Source organism: Ensifer sp. Root127, from assembly GCF_001425225.1.
GTDB lineage: Bacteria > Pseudomonadota > Alphaproteobacteria > Rhizobiales > Rhizobiaceae > Ensifer > Ensifer canadensis.
Window position 1 is genome coordinate 916,684 of sequence record NZ_LMDX01000001.1, and the last position, 18,646, is coordinate 935,329.

An 18,646-nucleotide genomic window follows, 5' to 3' on the forward strand; every position below is an offset into this window, starting at 1 on the left:
CGATGGCCCCTCACCCTAACTCTCTCTCCGCTTGCGGGGAGAGAGGACGCACACGGGCGACAGATGTCGAATGCCTCGTAGGTTTGCAGGCAAGATTGGAGCTGCCGGCAAGCCCGCGGGAAAACGCAACGTCCCGATGGAAGGCAAAACGGTAGAGCGTCGTCCCTTCTCCCCGCCCGCGGGGAGAAGGTCCGGGGGATGAGGGGCGGCCTCGAACGCGGTGACAGAGAAACGAGCGATCAGCCCGCCAGCACCATGGCCCAATAGGGCCGGTTGCCCGAAGCGGCGTTTTGCGCCACGGCCACGCCGAGACCACGATAGTTGCCAAGCATGTTTTCCAGATGCTTCGGCGATTTGTACCAGGCGTCATAGGCGCGTTCGGCGTCGTCCTGGCCGACAGCGATGTTCTCGGCAGCCGGAAGGACCACGCCCTGGCTCTTCATCCTGTCGTAGAAACTGTCGTTCCAGCCGATCAGGTGCTGCATCTTGCCGACCTTGGCCATTCTCGCCGCCTGGCTCATGGCCGCAGCGGAAGCCGCCTTGTCCGCCACCAGCGGCGACAGGCCCTTGTTCTTGCGCAGGACGTTGACATAGCCGAGGCTCGCCGCGGTCTGGTCGCTGCCGGTGCCAGTTGCCGGCGACAGCACGTTGGATGTGGTGCAGCCGGCGAGAGCGCCAAGCGAAAGCACGGCACCGGCGCGCAGAAAGCCGCGGCGCTCGATGAGGAAAAGCTGATCCTTCATGCTCAACGCCGGTAGCTCATGACACGCAGGATGACGAAGGCGGGAATGACGATCGCAGCGCCCAGCAGCAGATAGTCGCCGATCCGGCCAAGGGCGGAGAAGCCCGTGTGCCAGAGGTCGAGCAGGAAGTTGCGGATGCCGAAATAGATGTCGGCGGGATACCAGCCGAAAACGGTCATGACGAACCCGACCAGGATCGACACCACGACGAGCTTGACGAGGACGCGCAGCGGCGAATCCCCCAAGAATTTGTTCACTCCGTCCGACATCGGCGAAATACTCCTGTTTCCCTTCACATAAGCTGCCATTCGCACCCTCGCAAGTCACCGGAAAAGGCGGGCTTATACCAACCTGCGCTGATATTGACCTATTGCGCCGGAGCGATTTTGGTTTCCGGCAAGGAGAAAACCGGAACCGGACCAAGTGGTCCGGTGAGGATTATCGACGCTATCCGGAGGCCAAAAGCGCCCGGCCCTTCGGGTGGGCCGTCTGTCGGCCAGCGGCAGCGTCGCAATCCTCGACCGATGCCAAGGCATCGCTCTTGCGGTATGCTCCTCGCCGGATGACCGCAGACGGTCCCACGCAATAGGTCAATATCAGCGCAGGTTGGTATTATGCCCGGTTTTCAGATTCCGCTTGTGTTTTGCCCGGTCCGGCGTCAGAAGCGCTGATCGCAACCAACATCTCACATTGATGACGCTCAACCAGCTCTCCTCCGGCGACCTGATCGCCGATCGCCGCGCCGACTACGCAAAAATGCTTGCCGAGGCCGGCGAGCCCGAGAGCGCGGCCGATCTCATGGCCCAGGCGCTCGAGCGTGTCCCGGAATGGGCTGCCGGCTGGTTCCGGCTGGCGGACTATGAGGAAAAATCGGGCCGGAAAGAGGCGGCGATCGACGCGCTGCGCAAAACCTTGCGCCTCAATCCGAAAGACATTTTTGGCGCGGGGCTGAAGCTGGCGCTGCTCGGCGCGACCGAGATGCCGGAACAACCGCCGAGCCTTTATGTCGAGCGGCTTTTCGATGACTACGCCGACCGGTTCGACCAGGCGCTCGTCGAGAAGCTCGATTACAGCGTGCCGGAAAAGCTCGCTGCGCTGATCGAGACGTCAACGGCCGGCGGGCATTTCGAGCATGTCGTCGACCTCGGTTGCGGCACCGGGCTCTTCGGCGAGCGCATCCGCGAGCGGGCGGCATTTCTCGAAGGCTTCGACATTTCCGCCAACATGCTGTCGAAGGCAGAGACGAAAGCCGTCTATGACCGGCTGGCGCGGGCCGACCTATCGCTGCCTCCGGAACAATCTGATGTCTTCGGGAATTTCGCGGCAGCCCGCGCCGATCTCGTCAGTGCCGCGGACGTGCTGATGTATCTCGGCAGCCTCGATGGCGTCGCCGAGATCGTCGGCAAGCTGCTTTCCGATGGAGGCCTGTTTGCCTTCTCGGTGGAGGATGCCGGCACGGACGATGGTTTCGTCCTGCGCCCGTCGCTGCGCTACGCCCATAGCGAGGCTTATATCCGCGAGCTTCTCCAATCCCACGGCTTGGAAATGGTGGCTGTCGAGCGCACGATCATCCGCATGGATGCTGGCCAGCCGATCTCGGGCATCCTGTTTTTGGCCCGCAAGCCTGCATAAAACGCAGGGCTGGTTCGCAAAATTACGTCAGCATTGCTGACATATTTTTCTTGATTGTTTTTGTGCGTTGCAGCATTGCTTGGCGCATCGCAATCGAGGTTTTTGCCATGGCTCTGAGCAGCAGCGTTTTCGGTCTTTGGAACACCAGCCCGACCCGGCACACGCCGATCGAGGACCTGCAGGGCATCTTCTCCGGCAGCCTGATCGCCGCGCTCGGCCTGTATTTCCTGGCAAGCGCCGGGTTGCTCACCGGCAGCACCGCCGGCGTCGCCTTCCTGCTGCATTACGCGACCGGCGTGAACTTCGGCCTCGCGTTCTTCCTGCTCAACCTGCCGTTCTTCTATCTCTCGCTGAAGAGGCTTGGGCCGGCCTTCACGGTCAAGACCTTCATCGCCATCGGCGTGACCTCGTTCCTGACTGACATCCAGTCGCGCCTGTTCCACATCGGCGATATCCACCCGGCCTGGGCGGCGCTGATCGGCGGCCTGCTTCTCGGCTATGGCCTGCTGGCGCTCTATCGCCACCGCGCGAGCCTCGGTGGCGTCGGCATTCTCGGCATCTACCTGCAGGAGCGTTTCGGCGTTCGCGCCGGGCTGGTGCAGCTTGCCATCGACATGGTCGTGCTGGTCGCCGCCTTCGGCGTGACGTCCCCCGCAGTGGTTGCCTGGTCGGTGCTCGGCGCTGTGGTCCTGAACCTGTTCGTGGCCATCAACCACCGCGCCGATCGTTACATCGCCCTGTAGAACATCACTTGCCGATAGCCCCGAATAGACTTCGGGGCTGTGCTTTCGGCCCGCCTCGAAGGTATCAGGCGGCCTTTGCCGGCGCATCGACCGGATGCTGCGAACGCAGGCCGACGGCGACGCGATTCCAGACATTGATGACGCCGATGGCCATGGTGATCTTGGTGATCTCGGCTTCGTCAAAATGCTCTCTCAGCGGCTCGAAGTCCGCGTCGGGCGCACCGGTCTGGGCAAGGTTGGTGAGCGCTTCGGTCCAGGCGAGCACCGCGCGTTCGCGGGCATCATAGATCGGCGATTCGCGCCAGGCGCAGATCAGGTGGATCCATTGCTCGCTCATGCCGGTATGACGCGCCTCCTTCACATGCATATCGATGCAATAGGCGCAGCCGTTGATCTGCGAGGCACGCAACTTGATCAGGTGGATCAGGCGCGGCTCCAGTTCGGATTCCTTGATGATGTAGCTGTCGAAGGCTGCCGCAGCCTTGTAAGCGTCGGGAGCGGCTTTGACGAAGTTCAAACGCGGATGCATGTCTTCTCCTTCAGGTGGTTGGGATCGTTGTTTCAGGCGCCGGCGGTCGACTTGCGTTCGTTGACCGCCAGGAATGTGTTGGTCCGCGCCGAGATGCTGCCGTCATCTATGGCGTTGAGATCGGCGATGATGTCACCAATGGTCACGCGCCGAAGCTCGGCGCGGTAGGCCTGCTCGGCTTTCAGCATCGCGACGTTGATCGTGCACGCCGCCTTCGGCTTGCAGGCATAGGGATGGGGGCCGCGCAACCGGATTTCGTTGCAACGAAACGCCGGCTCCGGCCCTTCGACCGCAAGCACGATATCGAGCAGGCTGATCTTTTCCGGCAGGCGGGCGAGCCGGTAGCCACCCTTCGGGCCGGGAACCGCTTCGAGCAGCCCTGCCCCGGACATGGCCTGGAGATGCTTCAGGAGATAGCTGGTTGAAACCCCGTGAAATTCGGCGAGCGCTGCCGCCGACAGCGTGCTGCCGGGCTGAAGACAGCTCAGCATCGTCATGCTGTGGATCGCCTGCTCGACACCGTCCCCGAGTTTCATTCGCCGCCTCCATATCGTGGATATTCTTTATCCACGATTTACCGAAGAGTCAATCGCCCTGGGATCGCCGAGGCCGCGGGCTTCTCTTTTGCCGGATTTGATCTACCTTTGTTCTCCGTGAACAGGATCGATTCCCCGCGCCCGCAAGGCGACGCGTTGGCCTTGCCCGCCCCCTTCCTTCGCTGGTTCGGCGAGAAGGGCTGGCAGCCGCGCGCCCACCAGCTGGAACTTCTGGCGCGGGCGGAGGCCGGCGAATGCACGCTGCTGATCGCGCCGACCGGGGCCGGCAAGACGCTCGCCGGCTTTCTCCCCTCTCTCGTCGATCTCACCCGGCGCGGAAAAATCCCTCCGGGCTCCGCCTTTACCGGCATTCACACGCTCTACCTCTCGCCGTTGAAAGCCCTTGCCGTCGACATCGAGCGCAATCTGATGAAGCCGGTCGACGAAATGGGCCTGCCGCTTCGCGTTGAAAACCGCACCGGCGACACGCCGCAGGGAAAGCGCCAGCGCCAGAAGCTCAACCCGCCCGACATCCTGCTGACGACGCCGGAGCAATTGGCGCTGCTGCTTGCCAACGGCGAGGCAGAGCGCTTTTTCCGGGATTTGCGCTACGTCGTCTTCGACGAATTGCATTCGCTGGTCACCTCGAAGCGCGGGCACCTGCTGTCGCTCGGCCTTGCCCGGCTGCGCAGACTGGCGCCCAGGCTGCAGACGATCGGGCTGTCGGCGACGGTCGCCGACCCGATGGACCTGCAGCGCTGGCTGGCGCCGCAGTCACCCGATCGAAGCGACCATGCCGGCCTCGTGACCGTTAAGGGTGGGGCCAAGCCTGATATCTCCATCCTGCGCACCGACGAACACGTCCCCTGGGCTGGACATTCGGCACGCTACGCCATCGCCGACGTCTACGCCGCGATCAAGGAGCACGGCACCACCCTGCTCTTCGTCAACACCCGCAGCCAGGCGGAGCTGCTGTTCCAGGAACTCTGGACCATCAATGACGACAACCTGCCGATCGCACTTCACCATGGCTCGCTCGATGTCGCACAGCGGCGCAAGGTCGAGGCGGCTATGTCGGAGAACCGGCTGCGCGCCGTCGTCGCCACCTCGACGCTCGACCTCGGTATCGACTGGGGCGATGTCGACCTCGTCGTGCATGTCGGCGCGCCCAAGGGGGCAAGCCGGCTCGCTCAGCGCATCGGCCGCGCCAACCACCGCATGGACGAGCCTTCGAAGGCGATCCTGGTGCCGGCCAACCGCTTCGAGGTGATGGAGTGCCAGGCGGCGCTCGACGCCAATTACATCGGTGCGCAGGATACGCCGCCGGTCGGCAAGGGCGCGCTCGACGTGCTTGCCCAGCATGTGCTCGGCATGGCTTGTGCCGCACCGTTCGGTCCCCTGTCGCTCTACGAGGAAATCACCAGCGCGTCGCCCTATGCGTCGCTCACCTGGGAAACCTTCGAGCGCGTCGTCGATTTCGTCGCGACCGGCGGTTATGCGCTGAAGACCTACGAGCGCTATGCCCGCATCCGCAAGACCAAGGAGGGGCTCTTTCGTGTTTCCAATCCGCTGGTCGCGCAGCAATACCGCCTCAATGTCGGCACCATCGTCGAATCGCCGATGCTGAACGTGCGCATGGTCAAGCGCAACCAGCGCGGTTCGCTCGGCCGCGGCGGCATGTCGCTCGGCAAGGTCGAGGAATATTTCCTCGAAATGCTGTCGCAGGGCGACACCTTCCTGTTTTCCGGCAAGGTGCTGCGTTTCGAAGGCATCCGCGAAAGCGAATGCCTCGTCAGCCAGGCGCTTTCCTTCGACCCGAAGGTACCAAGCTATGCCGGCGGCAAGTTTCCGCTGTCGACCTACCTCGCCGAACAGGTGCGCAAGATGCTGGCCGACCCGGCCCGGCGGGCGGCACTGCCCGAACAGGTCCGTGACTGGCTGTCGCTGCAGAAGGACGTATCGATGCTGCCGCGCGAGGACGAACTTTTGATCGAGACCTTTCCACGCGGCAGCCGGCACTACATGGTGATCTACGCCTTCGAGGGGCGGCTTGCACACCAGACGCTTGGCATGCTGCTCACCCGCCGGCTCGACCGTGCCGGCCTGAAACCGCTCGGTTTCGTCGCCACCGACTACTCGCTGGCGGTCTGGGCGCTGGACGATCTCGGCGCGACATTCCAACTGCGCCGCAAGGCGCTCGCCGATCTCTTCGACGAGGACATGCTTGGCGACGACCTTGAGGCCTGGCTGAACGAATCCTTTCTGCTGAAGCGGACCTTTCGCAACTGCGCGGTCATTGCCGGGCTGATCGACCAGCGACACCCTGGCAAGGAAAAGACCGGCCGCCAGGTGACCGTATCGGCCGACCTCATTTACGACGTATTGCGCGCGCACGAGCCGGACCACCTGCTGCTGGAGGCCACGCGCAACGATGCGGCAACCGGGCTTTTGGACATCGGCCGTCTTGGGGATATGCTGAAGCGAATCAAGGGCCACATCACCCATCGCCGGCTCGACCGGATCTCGCCGCTTGCCGTTCCCGTCATGCTGGAGATCGGCAAGGAGGCGATCCAGGGCGAGGCGCAGGATTTCCTGCTTTCCGAAGCCGCAGACGACCTGATCAACGAAGCGATGGGCGGCGAGCCGCTATAGAATAGCCCCGTGTTCATGCGAACACGACAAGGACGGTGAAGAGACGCATGCACAGGCTCGCTCACGCACTATCGGCTCCGACAGACGGCACGGCGGCTTCCGCGCGCGCCATCGTCCACGGCGTCGAAGCGGTCTGCGATCCGCTCGGCAGCCTCTATCTGCCGGAGACGAGAACGCTTGTCGTTTCCGATCTGCATCTCGAGAAGGGATCGGCCTTTGCCCGGCGCGGCATGATGCTGCCGCCCTACGACACCCTTGCCACCTTGCGCGTGCTCGAAGCGGCGATAACCCGCCATGACCCCAGATTGGTCATCAGCCTCGGCGACAATTTCCATGACCGGGTCGGATCCGCGGCGATGCCCGATACCTTCCGCCACATGATCGCCGCGATGGCGATGGGACGGGAATGGGTCTGGATCAATGGCAATCACGACCCCGATGGCGCCTCGGGTCTGCCCGGCATATCGCTGGACGAATTCCGACACGCCGGCCTCACCTTTCGTCATGAACCATCGAGGGGCGAGGCATCGGGGGAAGTTGCCGGCCACCTGCACCCGGCAGCGACGGTCGTCCGGCGCGAGAAATCGGTGCGCCGCGCCTGCTTTGCTACCGATGGGAAACGGCTGCTGATGCCGGCCTTCGGCGTCACCACCGGCGGCCTCGATCTGCGCCACCGGGCAATGACCGGCCTCTTCGATCGCGCCAAGCTGGTCGCCCACATGCTTGGTCGCGATCGGATCTACTCGGTCCGCTTCACAAACCTGATCGCCTGAGGCGCACCGGACTTCACGCCGGCGACGTTCGGTGTTTCAGGCCGCAACAGGTTGCGGCGCGTAACGCAGGATCACGCTGCCGGTAGAAAGCGGTCGCGCTTCCAGAAGCGCCATCGACATCGCGTTTTCGGCACTCTTGAAGAACGGCGTGCCTTTGCCAAGCCGGAGCGGAACGACGCACAGCATGATCTCGTCGATCAGATTTTCCGGCAGCAATGAATCGACCAGTTCGGCACTGCCGAAAATATAGAGGTCTTTCGCGGCTTCCTGCTTCATCCGCCGCAGTTCGCCGGCGATATCGCTGACGACACGGCTGTTGTTCCATTCTGCCCTATCCATCGTTCGCGATGCGACGATCTTTGGCAGAGCGTTCATATAGGTCTTGACCTCGCCCTCCTCCTCGGTCGTCGACCAATAGGCGGCCATGCCTTCGTAGGTCACGCGACCGAAGACCAGCGCCTCGGTCTTTTGTCCAAACTCACGGCTGAGTTCGTCTAGTTCAGGACCCCAGGCACTGTTGTGGAAATCGAGATCCCATTTCTTCGCGCCTTCGAAGTAACCGTCGAGCGTCACCAGATTCCAGACGATGAGTTTTCCATTTTTCCGCTCTTTCAAAACTGGTTGCATAATTGAAGCAGTTTGACGATATCAAACTGATATCAAATTGCAAGCAGTTTTGACCTTCGGAAAAATCGAACAGCCGTGGGTGCTCCGCCGACGGGCTGTGCAATGATCGCGGATTGTTTTCGTACAGCGCGAGAGGCGTGCCTCACCGTCGAGCGTGAGGCCTGCCGGGTAAAGCGGGGCCGCCCGCTAGCTCAGAACGCGTTGAAGGTCAGCGTCGTCAGCGAGCGGGAGATGCCCGCAACCGTGGCAATGTTGTCGTTGATGAACTTGCCGATGTCCTGGCCTTCTTCGATGTAGATCTTGAGCAGGAGGTCGTAGTCGCCGCTCGTCGAATACATTTCCGAAACGATCTCCTTGCGGTAGATCTCGTCGGCAACCTCGTAGGTCTTGCCGGGAGCGCACTGCAACTGGACGAAAATCGCTTTCATGGAGTTTCCTCTGTTTCTGCCTTGCAGCGCCGCGCGACAAGAATGACGCGCTAAGGCCGCTGCAACGCTTTAAACTGCTGCATCGTTTTCTCCTTAAATCGATTCCGATTTAAGGAACTATTCAGTAGGCCTTCTTTACCCGTCCGGCGCCCAAAAGGGAACGTCGGCCGATTGCCGCCGAGGACTATTCCTTGCGGAAGAGCAGGCTCGCGCCCCAGCCGGTGATGACAGCGAGCAGCACGGCAAAAACGCCGTAGAACAGCGGCTGCCCATGCGCCGTCTCGGTGATCACCTGCTCCAAACCCGTCTTGACCACGCGCAGCGGCAGCGCCTTGGCGGCGACGAAGGTGCCGTCGCGGAAGAGATAGGCGCGCACAACATGCACCCCGTTCGGCACGTTGGCAGGCAGGCGCACCGACGCCTTGAACAGGCTGGAGCTGATGAACTGCACACCACCGGGATCGCGCTCATAGACGCCGCTCGTCTCGCGGATGCGGCGGAAGGCATTGCGGAACTCGCCGAGATTGCTGCCGTCGCCGACGAAGCCGAGGGGCACAAGCCGCATGTGGTCGACCCCGATGCCCATGTTGCCCATTTCACCCGGTGGGGCGATCGTCTCGATGTCACGCGTGCTCGACAGCGAATAGGATTCCGGCACCAGCTCGAAGGTCATGGAGCTGGTGTTTACCCAGATTCCGAAGACGCGTTCCTTCTTGCGCACCGTCGCATTATCCTTCGGCCCCTCGAGCGAAACGATGATGTTGTATTTGCCCTGCGCCAGGAGATTGGGATTGAAACCGTCGACCGCGCCGAAGATCGTCAGATCCGCGCCGCGGAAATCCGAGGTGATGGCGATCTCGTCGGTCGAGATGCCGATCTCCAGCTTCTCGGTGAAGTCGTTGGCGTTCTCGTCCTGCAGCTGGGCACTGGCCGGAGCGGCGAAGGAGAGCGTCAGGGCTGCGAGGGCGATATTGATGAGGCGGCGCATCAGAAGCCGAACCCCGCTGACACGACCGAATAGATGTCCTTCGGCGGAATGACGAGTTCGATTGCCAGACGAATGCCGACGGCAAGCACCAGCAGCGCCAACAGCGCGCGCAGCTGCTCGCCGCGCAGCTTCTGGCCGACCCGGACGCCGTATTGCGCACCGACGACGCCGGCAATCATCAGCACGAAGGCGAGCACGATGTCGACGGTATAGTTGGTCGAGGCCTGGACGATGACCGTGTAGGCGGAGACGAAGATGATCTGGAACAGCGAGGTGCCGACAACCACATTGGTCGGGATGCGCAGGAGGTAGATCATCGCCGGGACCATGATGAAGCCACCGCCGACACCCATGACCGACGTCAGGACACCGATGCAGAAGCCGAGGGCAGCGACGGGAATGACGCTCAGATAGATCTTCGATTTCTTGAATCGCATCTTCAGCGGCAGCCGGTGAACCCAGTTGTGCTGCCCGGGACGGCGCAGCGGCGTCGCCTGGTTCTTGGCCGCCTTGCGCATGGCGCGCACGCTCTCCCACAGCATCAGGCTGCCGACCGAGCCCAAAAGCACGACATAGAGCAGCGAGATGACCAGATCGAGCTGACCGACGCGGCGCAAGAGCGAGAACAGCCAGACGCCGACCGTTGCCCCGGCAAGGCCGCCGCACAGAAGCACCGTGCCGAGCTTGATGTCGATCGTGCCGCGCCGGAAGTGGGTGATGGCACCCGAGATCGAGGAGGCCACGACCTGGTTGGCGCCGGTCGCAACGGCAACCACGGGGGGAATGTTGTAGAAGATCAGGAGAGGCGTGATCAGGAACCCGCCACCGACGCCGAACATGCCCGATAGAAAGCCGACGGCCGCACCCATGCCGAGGATGATGAGTATGTTCACCGACAACTCTGCGATGGGCAGATAAATCGTCACGCCGGACCTCAATATGCCAACGGCCCGCGGTGCGGGCAAAAAACGTCACAGTGGCAAGTAATTCACCACGGAGGGGGGATTATCTCTGAAAGCCGACACCCCTCCCGAGGGCGAGGTGGCATAGGCTTCCGTCATGCGCTCCTGGGCCGGAGCTGTCAACCTTTTCAGCCACATGGCGTACAGCTTCGGCTCCGCGAACCGTGTCACCCGGTTCTGCGGCTTTATTGCGGCGGCAGACCCTGCCGGATCAGGAATTGCGCTTGAGCAATTCCTTCACCAGCTGGTCGGTGATTTCACCGGTCGGCTCCTGGCCGACGGATGTCTGGAAGGCCTTGATCGCGGCAACCGTCTTCTTGCCCATCTGGCCGTCCGGCTTGCCGGCGTCGAAGCCGTTATTGTTGAGGATCGCCTGGATGTTGCGAATGGCCTTGCTCATGTCGATCGAGGCGGTCTTGTTGGCCGGTCCTACCCAGGCATCCGGCACGTCGACCGTGTTCGCCTTGGCGTCGACCGCCTGCGGCTTCCATGCGTCGGCCTTGGCCTTGGCGCTCGAAAGTTGCTCGGGCTTCATCGCCTTGGCCACGTCGTCGCGCTTGGCCGCAGCATCCATGTCGCCCTCGCGGGCGGCGGCGGAAAACCACTTGTAGGATGCTTCAAGATCCTGCGGCACGCCGTTGCCGCGGGCATAGAGGACAGCCAGATTGAACTGGCTGTCGCGGATGCCGAGCTCGGCTGCCTTGGCAAACCATTTCGTCGCCTCGGCGAAATCCGGCGAGCCATCGCGGCCGCTGGCCAGCATGACCGCGAGATTGTGCATGGCGCTGGCATTGCCCTGCTCGGCGGCCTTCAGGTAGAGAACCTTGGCCTTGGCAGCGTCGCGCGTCAGACCCGAGCCTTTCTCATACATGCTGGCGAGCCGGTATTCGGCCGGCACGACGCCGGCGTCGGCGGCGCGCTGATACCATTTGGCGGCTTCCGCCAGATCTTCATTGACGCCGCGGCCTTCTGTGTAGCGCGCACCGATCTCGTAGAAAGCCAGGGGATCGCCACCCTTGGCGGCCGTCACCAGCGCAACCGGGCCGAAACCATCGGGCAGGACGACTTCGGCAGCCTTTGCGACCGGCGCAAAGGTTCCGGCCTGCGCGGCATCGACTGGGGCGGCCTGGAACGTCGAAGCGGCGACCGGCCCCTTGGCTTCCGGCACGGGCTGGAGCAACGGCGCCTGCGTTTCGTTTACCGCCTTCGTCGATGCGGATGTGTCGGCCGGTGGCGTCGCGGCGGCTGGCGTCTCAACGGCGCTTGACGGCTGCTCGACGGAATCGAGCGGCGCTTCGGGAATGGGCTGCAGCGCTTCGACCGGTGTTTCGGTCGCTACGGCGGCTGCCGCCGGTGCCTGGTCGCCCGCGACCTTGGTTGCGTTGGCGATCGCCGGCTGTTCAGCGACGGGCGCCAACTGCTGTTCGATGATCGCCACCGGTTCGGCAACGGGCGCATCGCTGCCCTTCAGCATGGCGCCGACGAGCGGATAGGACATGATCGCAAGCAGCACGGCGCCGACAGCCATCAAGATCGGGCGGCGATGGCGGGCAAAGGCACCACCAACGCCGCTGGCAACGCCACCGTCCTTGGTCTTGTTGAGCGTATCGGCTTCCTCGACCGCCAACTGCGCTGCCCGGCGGGCGGCGGCGATAAAGTCCGCCTTGTCGCCGTCTGCCGCCTGTTTGCCGCCGCGGTTCATCTGGCCGGCGCGAACACGCTCGAGAATCTTCTTGACGTCGGGAACACCAGAGCCCGGCTCGAGCAGCTGATTGGCCTCTTCGGGTGCCAGCATTTCGGATGGGTCGATGGAGGGGGCGGGCTCGACCAGTTGTCGTGCCAGCTCCTGTGCGGGCTCGGCACGCTTCCCGGAAAAGCGCCGGGTCAGGCCAGCAAGCAGGCCCGTGCGGGCGGTAGCCGGCTGTTCGCGCGCGCCATCGGGCTCGATGGTCGAAACCTGACCTTCGTCACCGGCGAACGCAGTCGCATGCGCAGATGCGGTGGCGGCGGCAATGACGCCGTCGTCTTCCGCCTGGAGCGCGCGGACGTTGCGCTGCAGATCCTGATAGCGGTCATCGAGATCGGCGCCGCTGAACGGGTCGTTGAATTCCGGTTGAGCTGCCTTGGGCATCGCAGCAATTTCGCGCGCCACCGGCGCCTCGTAATGCGCCGCGGCCATGGCGGGCTCGCGGCCCTCGATACGCTCGAGCTTGTCGGCGATGTGAACGAGGGTTTCATGCAGGGCTTCAAAGGTGCGCGCCGTGCGCTCGTCGCTGGAGCGGCTCAGATCTTCGAGCGTGCGCAGGTCTTCCGCCAGCGCCGAGATCGCCGCGAGATCGCCGCCACCGGCCGACTGAGGCATGCCCTTCCTGGAATATGCCTCCATCACCGCCTCGGCCGCCTGCCGCGCGGCCTCGACGATGTACTCGTCGCTGGTGGCGAAATAGTCTTCGAGCGCATTCATGCGGCTCTCGAATTCCACCGGCATGGCGGCACCCGCCTCACTGCGGGGCTGGCTGACCAGGGTCGACAGGTTGGCGATCTGCGCTTCGAGGTTGTGCAGCGCGGCGCGGTCGTCGAACGGCGCCGCATAGGTTTCTTCCAGCCGCTGCGCTATGCCAGCGAGGCGATCTTCAAGACGGTCGAAACGCGGATCGGCGACGGGGTGTGCGCTGAGCGTGTCGAGGTCGTCGATGCGGCGGGCGAGATAGTCGAGCCGCTCGGCCAGAGCATCGTTGACGCTGCCTTGATCGAGCGCTTCGATCTTGCGGGAGATGTCGTTGAGGTAGTTCGTCAGGTCCGGTTGGACATTTCGGTGGCTGCGCTCCATCAGCATGGAAAGCTGGTCGAGGCGTTCTTCCAGTCCGGCCGCAGCCTTCTCGCCGGCCAGATCCTCAACCCGTGCGGCCAAGGCTTCGAGGCGGGCACCGAGACCGGAATCAACAGGGCGGGACAATCCGTCGATCTGCCGCGAGAGGTCGCCGAGCCTGGTCTCCAGGCGATTGGCGAACCCGCCCTCGAGGCCGCTGGCACTGCGGCTGTTGGCGGCAATCGCCCGGCTGATTTCGTCAAGCCGCGCGTCGAGGTCAGCGAACTGCGACACGAGGCGCCGGTCGTCCGGCTGTATCTGGCGGCCGAGCATCTCGATCGCCTGGGCGACCGCAATCATCTTGTCTTCAAGCACGTCGACCGCAGAGCTGTTGCCCAGCGCCCCGATCTGCGACTTGATCTCGTCGAGACGGTAGGCCAGCGCCACCAGCTCGTCGTCGCGGTTCTGGTCAAAGGCGATCAACCGATCCTCGACGCCGTTCCAGCGGCTTTCCATGCGGCGAACGCTGTCTTCGCGCGCCAAGCCGTCGATCATCGCCCGCAGATCGTCAAAGTCGCTGCGCAGCGCATCCGCCTGGGCAGGCGACGCCTGGCGGCCGAGCTGCTGGATGCTGTCGGCAAGGCGCTGCATGTCGCCGCGCACGTCCTCGGCGAAGCTATGGTCCTGGGCCTGCACCTTGATGCCGCGAATTTCGGCGCGCAGGGAGTTCATCTCGCGGGTGACGCCTTCGGTGATGTCGCGCTTGAGGTCCTGGCGCAATCCGACGAGTGCCTCGGCGATATCGTTGACGGCCGCCTCCGGCCGGGCGACGGGCGCACGTACCGGCTGGGGCCGTATATCGTCGACGTAACGCTCGGGCTCGCGCTGGGCCAGGCGATCCGGCTCGCGTTGCGGCAAACGGTCTCTCAAGGGTGGCCGCTCGCGCGACGTGCTAAGCGCCCGCTGGCGCTGCATGATTTCGGAGACGGCATCACGCGGGGATGGGATATCGCGGGGGGCGACACGCTCGCGCTCGACTGGACGGGCCGGCGGCTCGCGTCCCGCTCCGTTCATCAGGCCTTCGATCCGGGCTTCAAGCCCTTCAATCGTGCGGTTCAGGGCGTCCAGAGAGGGCCGCTCGCCATAGCTCTGGCTACCAGCGCGCTGAGGATTTGATCGCGATCCATTCATTGTGCTCTTCGCCCCTGTCCGTCGGCCATCTCGAAAGTCGCCACGGAAGGAAACGGCTTCCTTCACCCCTGCGGCACTTGCGACGTGGGCAAAGCTACAACAATGCGAGGACCGGACCGGTTGCAGCTTTGACCATCTCAACACGCACCTTTCATTAAACGTGGTAAACAAGCCGTTAACCGGCGCGGATTTTTTAACGATTTGACAGTGCTAGCTGATGGAGAGTGTTGTGCGGCGGCGATTTCACCGCGCCTTTTATCCGCAAGCGAAACTTCGATCGGGCGGTATTTTTGACGTTTACGCAAACGTCAAAATTTTGTAGCATCCTGCCAACGATGCGAGACCGCCCTCAGATGGCGGCGCATTCGGCATGTTGCAACCGGACGTCGGCCGCTTGGAGGCGGCGATCCGAAAGCGAAAAAGGCGAGGAAAGAATGCCCACCTACAAGGCACCGGTCGACGATACTCTCTTCATTCTGAACGACGTGCTCGGCATCGAGCGATACAACAACCTTCCCGGCTTTGCCGATGCGACGCCCGACATGATCGAAGCAATCGTCGGCGAAGCCGCCAAGCTTGCGGAAGAAGTGCTGTTTCCGGTCAATCTTTCCGGCGACCAGGAAGGCTGCAAGCGGCACGACGACGGCTCGGTCAGCGTGCCCAAGGGCTTCAAGCAGGCTTTTGATCTCTACCGCGAAGGCGGCTGGCTCGGGCTTTCGGTGCCAGAGGAATTCGGCGGCCAGGGCCTGCCCTACACGCTGCACACCGCCGTCGGCGAATATATGTCCTCGGCCAACATGGCGCTGACGATGTATCCCGGCCTGACCCAGGGCGCGATCGCTGCGATCCTCGTCCATGGCTCGGATGAGCAGAAGCGGGCCTATCTGCCGAAGATGGTGGACGGCACCTGGACCGGCACGATGAACCTGACGGAGCCGCATTGCGGCACCGACCTCGGCCTCCTGCGCAGCAAGGCCGTGCCCGATGGCAACGGCGCCTACAAGATTTCCGGCCAGAAGATCTTCATCTCCGCCGGCGAACACGACATGTCGCAGAACATCATCCATTTGGTGCTTGCCCGCATCGAGGGCGCGCCGGATGGCGTGAAGGGCATTTCCCTGTTCATCGTGCCGAAGTTCAAGCTCACCGCCGACGGCGAGCCGGGCGAGCGCAATGGCGTCTCCTGCGGCGCCATCGAGCACAAGATGGGGATTCACGGCAACTCGACCTGCGTCATGAACTATGACGAGGCGGAAGGCTACCTCATCGGCACGGAGAACAAAGGCCTCAACGCCATGTTCGTGATGATGAACGAAGCCCGTCTCGGTGTCGGCCTGCAGGGCCTGTCGGTCGCCGAAATCGCCTACCAGAACGCCGCCAACTATGCCCGCGACCGCATCCAGGGCCGCTCGCTTTCCGGCCCGAAGGCGCCGGACAAAAAGGCCGACCCGATCATCGTGCATCCGGATGTGCGCCGCACGCTGATGACGATCCGCGCCTTCAACGAGGCCGGACGCGCCTTTACCCTTTGGACTGCTCTCAAATCCGATATCGCCCACCGCTCCGACAATGACGCCGACCGCCAGACGGCCGACGACATCCTCGGCCTGATGACGCCGATCCTCAAGGGCGTCCTGACCGACAAGGGCTTCGACCACGCGGTCATGGCGCAGCAGATGTTCGGCGGTCACGGCTACATCGAAGAACACGGCATGAGCCAGTATGTCCGCGATGCCCGCATCGCGATGATCTACGAAGGTGCCAACGGCATCCAGGCGCTCGACCTCGTCGGCCGCAAGCTCGGCCTCAACGGCGGCCGTGCCGTCATGGCGCTGTTCAAGGAAATCGGCGATTTCTGCGAGGAAAACCGCGGTAACGAGAAGCTTTCCACCTACACCAAGGCGCTGAAGAAAGGCCTCAACGACCTGCAGGCGTCCACCATGTGGTTCATGCAGAACGCCATGGCCAAGCCCGACAATGCCGGCGCCGGCTCGACCGACTACATGCACCTCTTCGGTCTGGTCGTGCTCGGCTACATGTGGGCGAAGATCGCCAAGACCGCCGAGGAAAAACTGGCCTCTGGCGAAACGGCACGCGCGGACTATCTGAAGAACAAGCTGATTACCGCGACGTTCTTCATGGAGAGAATTCTGCCGGAAACGGCGCTGCGCAAGGCCCGCATCGAGACTGGCGCCGACACGCTGATGGCGCTCGACGCGGCGGCGTTCTGATTTCGCCGCGTTCCGATTTCTACTGCATGATTCCTTAAATCGGATCCGATCTAGGCGTAAAATTATGCAGCAAGTTTAAAGTGTTACAGCGTCCTTAGCGCGTCTGACGCGCCGCGCTGTAAGTGTTTGACGGGCGGCACCATCAGGTGCTGCCGAAAGGGAGATGAGACATGACGAAAGTCTTCGTTTACGACCACGTGCGCACGCCGCGCGGCCGTGGCAAGAAGGACGGCTCGCTGCACGAAGTGCCGTCCGTTCGCCTTGCGGCCAAGATGCTGGAGGCCGTGCGCGATCGCAACGGGCTCGATACGTCAACCGTCGACGACATCATCATGGGCTGCGTCGATCCGGTGATGGATGCCGGCGCGGTTATCCCGAAGGCAGCCGCCTTCGAAGCAGGCTATTCCACCCGCGCGCCCGGCATGCAGATCTCGCGCTTCTGCGCGTCGGGTCTCGATGCCGTCAACTTCGGCGCGGCGAAGATCGCCCAGGGCGCCGACGACATCGTCATTGCAGGCGGCGTCGAGAGCATGTCGCGCGTCGGCCTCGGCATGTCCGGCGGCTCCTGGTTCATGGACCCGTCCGTCAACCTGCCGGCCTATTTCATGCCGCAGGGCGTCTCGGCCGACCTGATCGCCACCAAGTACGGCTTCAGCCGCGACGACGTCGATGCCTACGCCGTCGAAAGCCAGAAGCGCGCAGCGCATTCCTGGGAAAAGGGTTACTTCAAGAAGTCGGTCGTGCCGGTGAAGGACCAGAACGGGCTGACCATTCTCGACCGCGACGAGCATATGCGTCCCGGCACCGACATGCAGGCGCTCGCCTCGCTCAACCCGTCGTTCCAGATGCCGGGCGAGATGGGCGGCTTTGAAGCCGTCGGCATCCAGGCGCATCCGGAAATCGAGAAGATCAACTACGTGCACCATGCCGGCAACTCGTCGGGCATCGTCGATGGCGCCGCGGCCGTGCTGCTCGGCTCCAAGGCCGGCGGCGAAAGCATGGGCCTCAAACCCCGCGCCCGCATCCGCGCCTTCGCCAATATCGGCTCCGACCCGGCGCTGATGCTGACCGGCCCGGTCGACGTGACCGAGAAGTTGCTTAAGCGCGCCGACATGAAGCTCTCCGACATCGACCTCTTCGAGCTCAACGAGGCGTTTGCCGCGGTCGTGCTGCGCTACATGCAGGCCTTCGACATTCCGCACGACAAGATCAACGTCAACGGCGGCGCGATCGCCATGGGCCATCCGCTCGGCGCTACCGGTGCGATGATCCTCGGCACGGTGCTCGACGAGCTGGAACGGCGCGATCTCAACACCGCGCTGGTGACGTTGTGCATCGGCGCCGGCATGGGCACCGCAACGATCATCGAAAGGGTCTGACGATGGTAGCCACGCGCCGCACGCTTCTCGGGCTGATGGGGCTGGGGCTGCTTGCAGTCTCAGCTTGCGTCTCCGAAGACGAAGGCGGCGACAGCTTCACGCTGACCGGTGCGATCTCCAATGTCGCCAACGGCCCGGTTCCGGCAGGCACCGTCACCATCCGGCTCGAGGAGCAGGGCGTGATGGATGTGGCCGCCAAGCTGATCGCCGAAACGTCCGTTTCGAGCGACGGCAAGGCAAACCGTGTGCCCTTCGTGCTGCAGGTGCCGAAGCCCGAACTCGACAAGGCCGCCGATGCCGGCTTCACCATCAGCGTCGAGCGCGACGGCAGGCTGATCGCCACCAACACCACCAAACAACGTTACAGCGGCGGATCGAATATCTCGCTGCGCATCGAACCCATTCTCTACTGAGGGGGAGAAC

At 63.3% G+C, this 18,646-nt stretch carries 16 protein-coding genes; 7 read left to right on the forward strand and 9 right to left on the reverse strand.

Annotated elements, in window-relative coordinates; genetic code table 11:
* Positions 1–239: 239 nt before the first annotated feature.
* On the reverse strand, positions 240–743 hold the full coding sequence (locus tag ASD03_RS04315; protein ID WP_025425836.1) for a CAP domain-containing protein: 504 nt from the start codon (positions 741–743) through the stop codon (positions 240–242).
* A gap of 2 nt (positions 744–745) precedes the next feature.
* Positions 746–1,012, reverse strand: coding sequence for a DUF6460 domain-containing protein (locus ASD03_RS04320; RefSeq protein WP_025425835.1), 267 nt, complete (start codon positions 1,010–1,012; stop codon positions 746–748).
* A gap of 424 nt (positions 1,013–1,436) precedes the next feature.
* On the opposite strand from ASD03_RS04320, the gene ASD03_RS04325 reads away from it, so the two are divergent.
* Complete coding sequence (locus tag ASD03_RS04325; protein WP_025425834.1) at positions 1,437–2,375, forward strand: class I SAM-dependent methyltransferase; 939 nt, start codon at positions 1,437–1,439, stop codon at positions 2,373–2,375.
* Positions 2,376–2,482: 107 nt separating this feature from the next.
* Positions 2,483–3,118 (forward strand): YitT family protein, encoded by a 636-nt coding sequence (locus ASD03_RS04330; RefSeq protein WP_025425833.1) that lies wholly within the window; start codon positions 2,483–2,485, stop codon positions 3,116–3,118.
* 64 nt (positions 3,119–3,182) lie between these two features.
* Here ASD03_RS04330 and ASD03_RS04335 read toward each other — a convergent pair whose 3' ends face one another.
* Together ASD03_RS04335 and ASD03_RS04340 are read right to left on the reverse strand one after the other, a co-directional pair.
* Positions 3,183–3,647 (reverse strand): carboxymuconolactone decarboxylase family protein, encoded by a 465-nt coding sequence (locus ASD03_RS04335; RefSeq protein WP_025425832.1) that lies wholly within the window; start codon positions 3,645–3,647, stop codon positions 3,183–3,185.
* A 32-nt stretch (positions 3,648–3,679) separates the two neighbouring features.
* Positions 3,680–4,183 carry an Rrf2 family transcriptional regulator gene (locus tag ASD03_RS04340; RefSeq protein ID WP_025425831.1) on the reverse strand — a complete coding sequence of 168 codons (504 nt, stop codon included), beginning with the start codon at positions 4,181–4,183 and terminating at the stop codon, positions 3,680–3,682.
* Positions 4,184–4,291: 108 nt separating this feature from the next.
* Here ASD03_RS04340 and ASD03_RS04345 point away from each other — a divergent pair, with 108 nt between their 5' ends.
* On the forward strand, positions 4,292–6,835 hold the full coding sequence (locus tag ASD03_RS04345; RefSeq protein ID WP_025425830.1) for a ligase-associated DNA damage response DEXH box helicase: 2,544 nt from the start codon (positions 4,292–4,294) through the stop codon (positions 6,833–6,835).
* 47 nt (positions 6,836–6,882) lie between these two features.
* Positions 6,883–7,608, forward strand: a complete 726-nt coding sequence (gene pdeM / locus ASD03_RS04350; RefSeq protein WP_025425829.1) for a ligase-associated DNA damage response endonuclease PdeM — start codon at positions 6,883–6,885, stop codon at positions 7,606–7,608.
* A gap of 36 nt (positions 7,609–7,644) precedes the next feature.
* On the opposite strand, the gene ASD03_RS04355 is transcribed toward pdeM, so the two are convergent.
* The 5 genes from ASD03_RS04355 to ASD03_RS04375 form a co-directional block, all read right to left on the reverse strand.
* Positions 7,645–8,223, reverse strand: coding sequence for a dihydrofolate reductase family protein (locus tag ASD03_RS04355; RefSeq protein ID WP_025425828.1), 579 nt, complete (start codon positions 8,221–8,223; stop codon positions 7,645–7,647).
* Positions 8,224–8,426: 203 nt separating this feature from the next.
* Positions 8,427–8,663 carry an Lrp/AsnC ligand binding domain-containing protein gene (locus tag ASD03_RS04360; RefSeq protein ID WP_025425827.1) on the reverse strand — a complete coding sequence of 79 codons (237 nt, stop codon included), beginning with the start codon at positions 8,661–8,663 and terminating at the stop codon, positions 8,427–8,429.
* Positions 8,664–8,847: 184 nt separating this feature from the next.
* The gene (locus ASD03_RS04365) at positions 8,848–9,651 is read right to left on the reverse strand and encodes a TIGR02186 family protein (RefSeq protein ID WP_025425826.1); all 804 of its coding nucleotides are present in this window, start codon (positions 9,649–9,651) and stop codon (positions 8,848–8,850) included.
* Positions 9,651–10,577, reverse strand: a complete 927-nt coding sequence (locus tag ASD03_RS04370) for a sulfite exporter TauE/SafE family protein (protein WP_025425825.1) — start codon at positions 10,575–10,577, stop codon at positions 9,651–9,653. Before ASD03_RS04370 ends, ASD03_RS04365 begins: the two co-directional genes overlap by 1 nt.
* A gap of 247 nt (positions 10,578–10,824) precedes the next feature.
* Positions 10,825–14,613 (reverse strand): peptidoglycan-binding protein, encoded by a 3,789-nt coding sequence (locus ASD03_RS04375; protein WP_057212498.1) that lies wholly within the window; start codon positions 14,611–14,613, stop codon positions 10,825–10,827.
* Between the two features lie 434 nt (positions 14,614–15,047).
* On the opposite strand from ASD03_RS04375, the gene ASD03_RS04380 reads away from it, so the two are divergent.
* The 3 genes from ASD03_RS04380 to ASD03_RS04390 all read left to right on the forward strand — a co-directional run bounded on the left by ASD03_RS04380 (position 15,048) and on the right by ASD03_RS04390 (position 18,636).
* Positions 15,048–16,844, forward strand: a complete 1,797-nt coding sequence (locus tag ASD03_RS04380; RefSeq protein ID WP_025425823.1) for an acyl-CoA dehydrogenase C-terminal domain-containing protein — start codon at positions 15,048–15,050, stop codon at positions 16,842–16,844.
* 170 nt (positions 16,845–17,014) lie between these two features.
* Positions 17,015–18,223: an acetyl-CoA C-acetyltransferase gene (locus tag ASD03_RS04385; protein WP_025425822.1), complete on the forward strand. Its 1,209-nt coding sequence runs from the start codon at positions 17,015–17,017 to the stop codon at positions 18,221–18,223.
* A 2-nt stretch (positions 18,224–18,225) separates the two neighbouring features.
* The gene (locus ASD03_RS04390) at positions 18,226–18,636 is read left to right on the forward strand and encodes a YbaY family lipoprotein (protein ID WP_025425821.1); all 411 of its coding nucleotides are present in this window, start codon (positions 18,226–18,228) and stop codon (positions 18,634–18,636) included.
* Positions 18,637–18,646 lie beyond the last annotated feature (10 nt).

Excerpts from the sequence above, each read along its gene's own strand:
- ASD03_RS04315 (WP_025425836.1), bottom strand. The coding sequence starts at position 743 with ATGAAGGATCAGCTTTTCCTCATCGAGCGCCGCGGCTTTCTGCGCGCC.
- ASD03_RS04320 (WP_025425835.1), bottom strand. The coding sequence starts at position 1,012 with ATGTCGGACGGAGTGAACAAATTCTTGGGGGATTCGCCGCTGCGCGTC.
- ASD03_RS04325 (WP_025425834.1), top strand. The coding sequence starts at position 1,437 with ATGACGCTCAACCAGCTCTCCTCCGGCGACCTGATCGCCGATCGCCGC.
- ASD03_RS04330 (WP_025425833.1), top strand. The coding sequence starts at position 2,483 with ATGGCTCTGAGCAGCAGCGTTTTCGGTCTTTGGAACACCAGCCCGACC.
- ASD03_RS04335 (WP_025425832.1), bottom strand. The coding sequence starts at position 3,647 with ATGCATCCGCGTTTGAACTTCGTCAAAGCCGCTCCCGACGCTTACAAG.
- ASD03_RS04340 (WP_025425831.1), bottom strand. The coding sequence starts at position 4,183 with ATGAAACTCGGGGACGGTGTCGAGCAGGCGATCCACAGCATGACGATG.
- pdeM (WP_025425829.1), top strand. The coding sequence starts at position 6,883 with ATGCACAGGCTCGCTCACGCACTATCGGCTCCGACAGACGGCACGGCG.
- ASD03_RS04360 (WP_025425827.1), bottom strand. The coding sequence starts at position 8,663 with ATGAAAGCGATTTTCGTCCAGTTGCAGTGCGCTCCCGGCAAGACCTAC.
- ASD03_RS04365 (WP_025425826.1), bottom strand. The coding sequence starts at position 9,651 with ATGCGCCGCCTCATCAATATCGCCCTCGCAGCCCTGACGCTCTCCTTC.
- ASD03_RS04375 (WP_057212498.1), bottom strand. The coding sequence starts at position 14,613 with ATGAATGGATCGCGATCAAATCCTCAGCGCGCTGGTAGCCAGAGCTAT.
- ASD03_RS04380 (WP_025425823.1), top strand. The coding sequence starts at position 15,048 with ATGCCCACCTACAAGGCACCGGTCGACGATACTCTCTTCATTCTGAAC.
- ASD03_RS04385 (WP_025425822.1), top strand. The coding sequence starts at position 17,015 with ATGACGAAAGTCTTCGTTTACGACCACGTGCGCACGCCGCGCGGCCGT.
- ASD03_RS04390 (WP_025425821.1), top strand. The coding sequence starts at position 18,226 with ATGGTAGCCACGCGCCGCACGCTTCTCGGGCTGATGGGGCTGGGGCTG.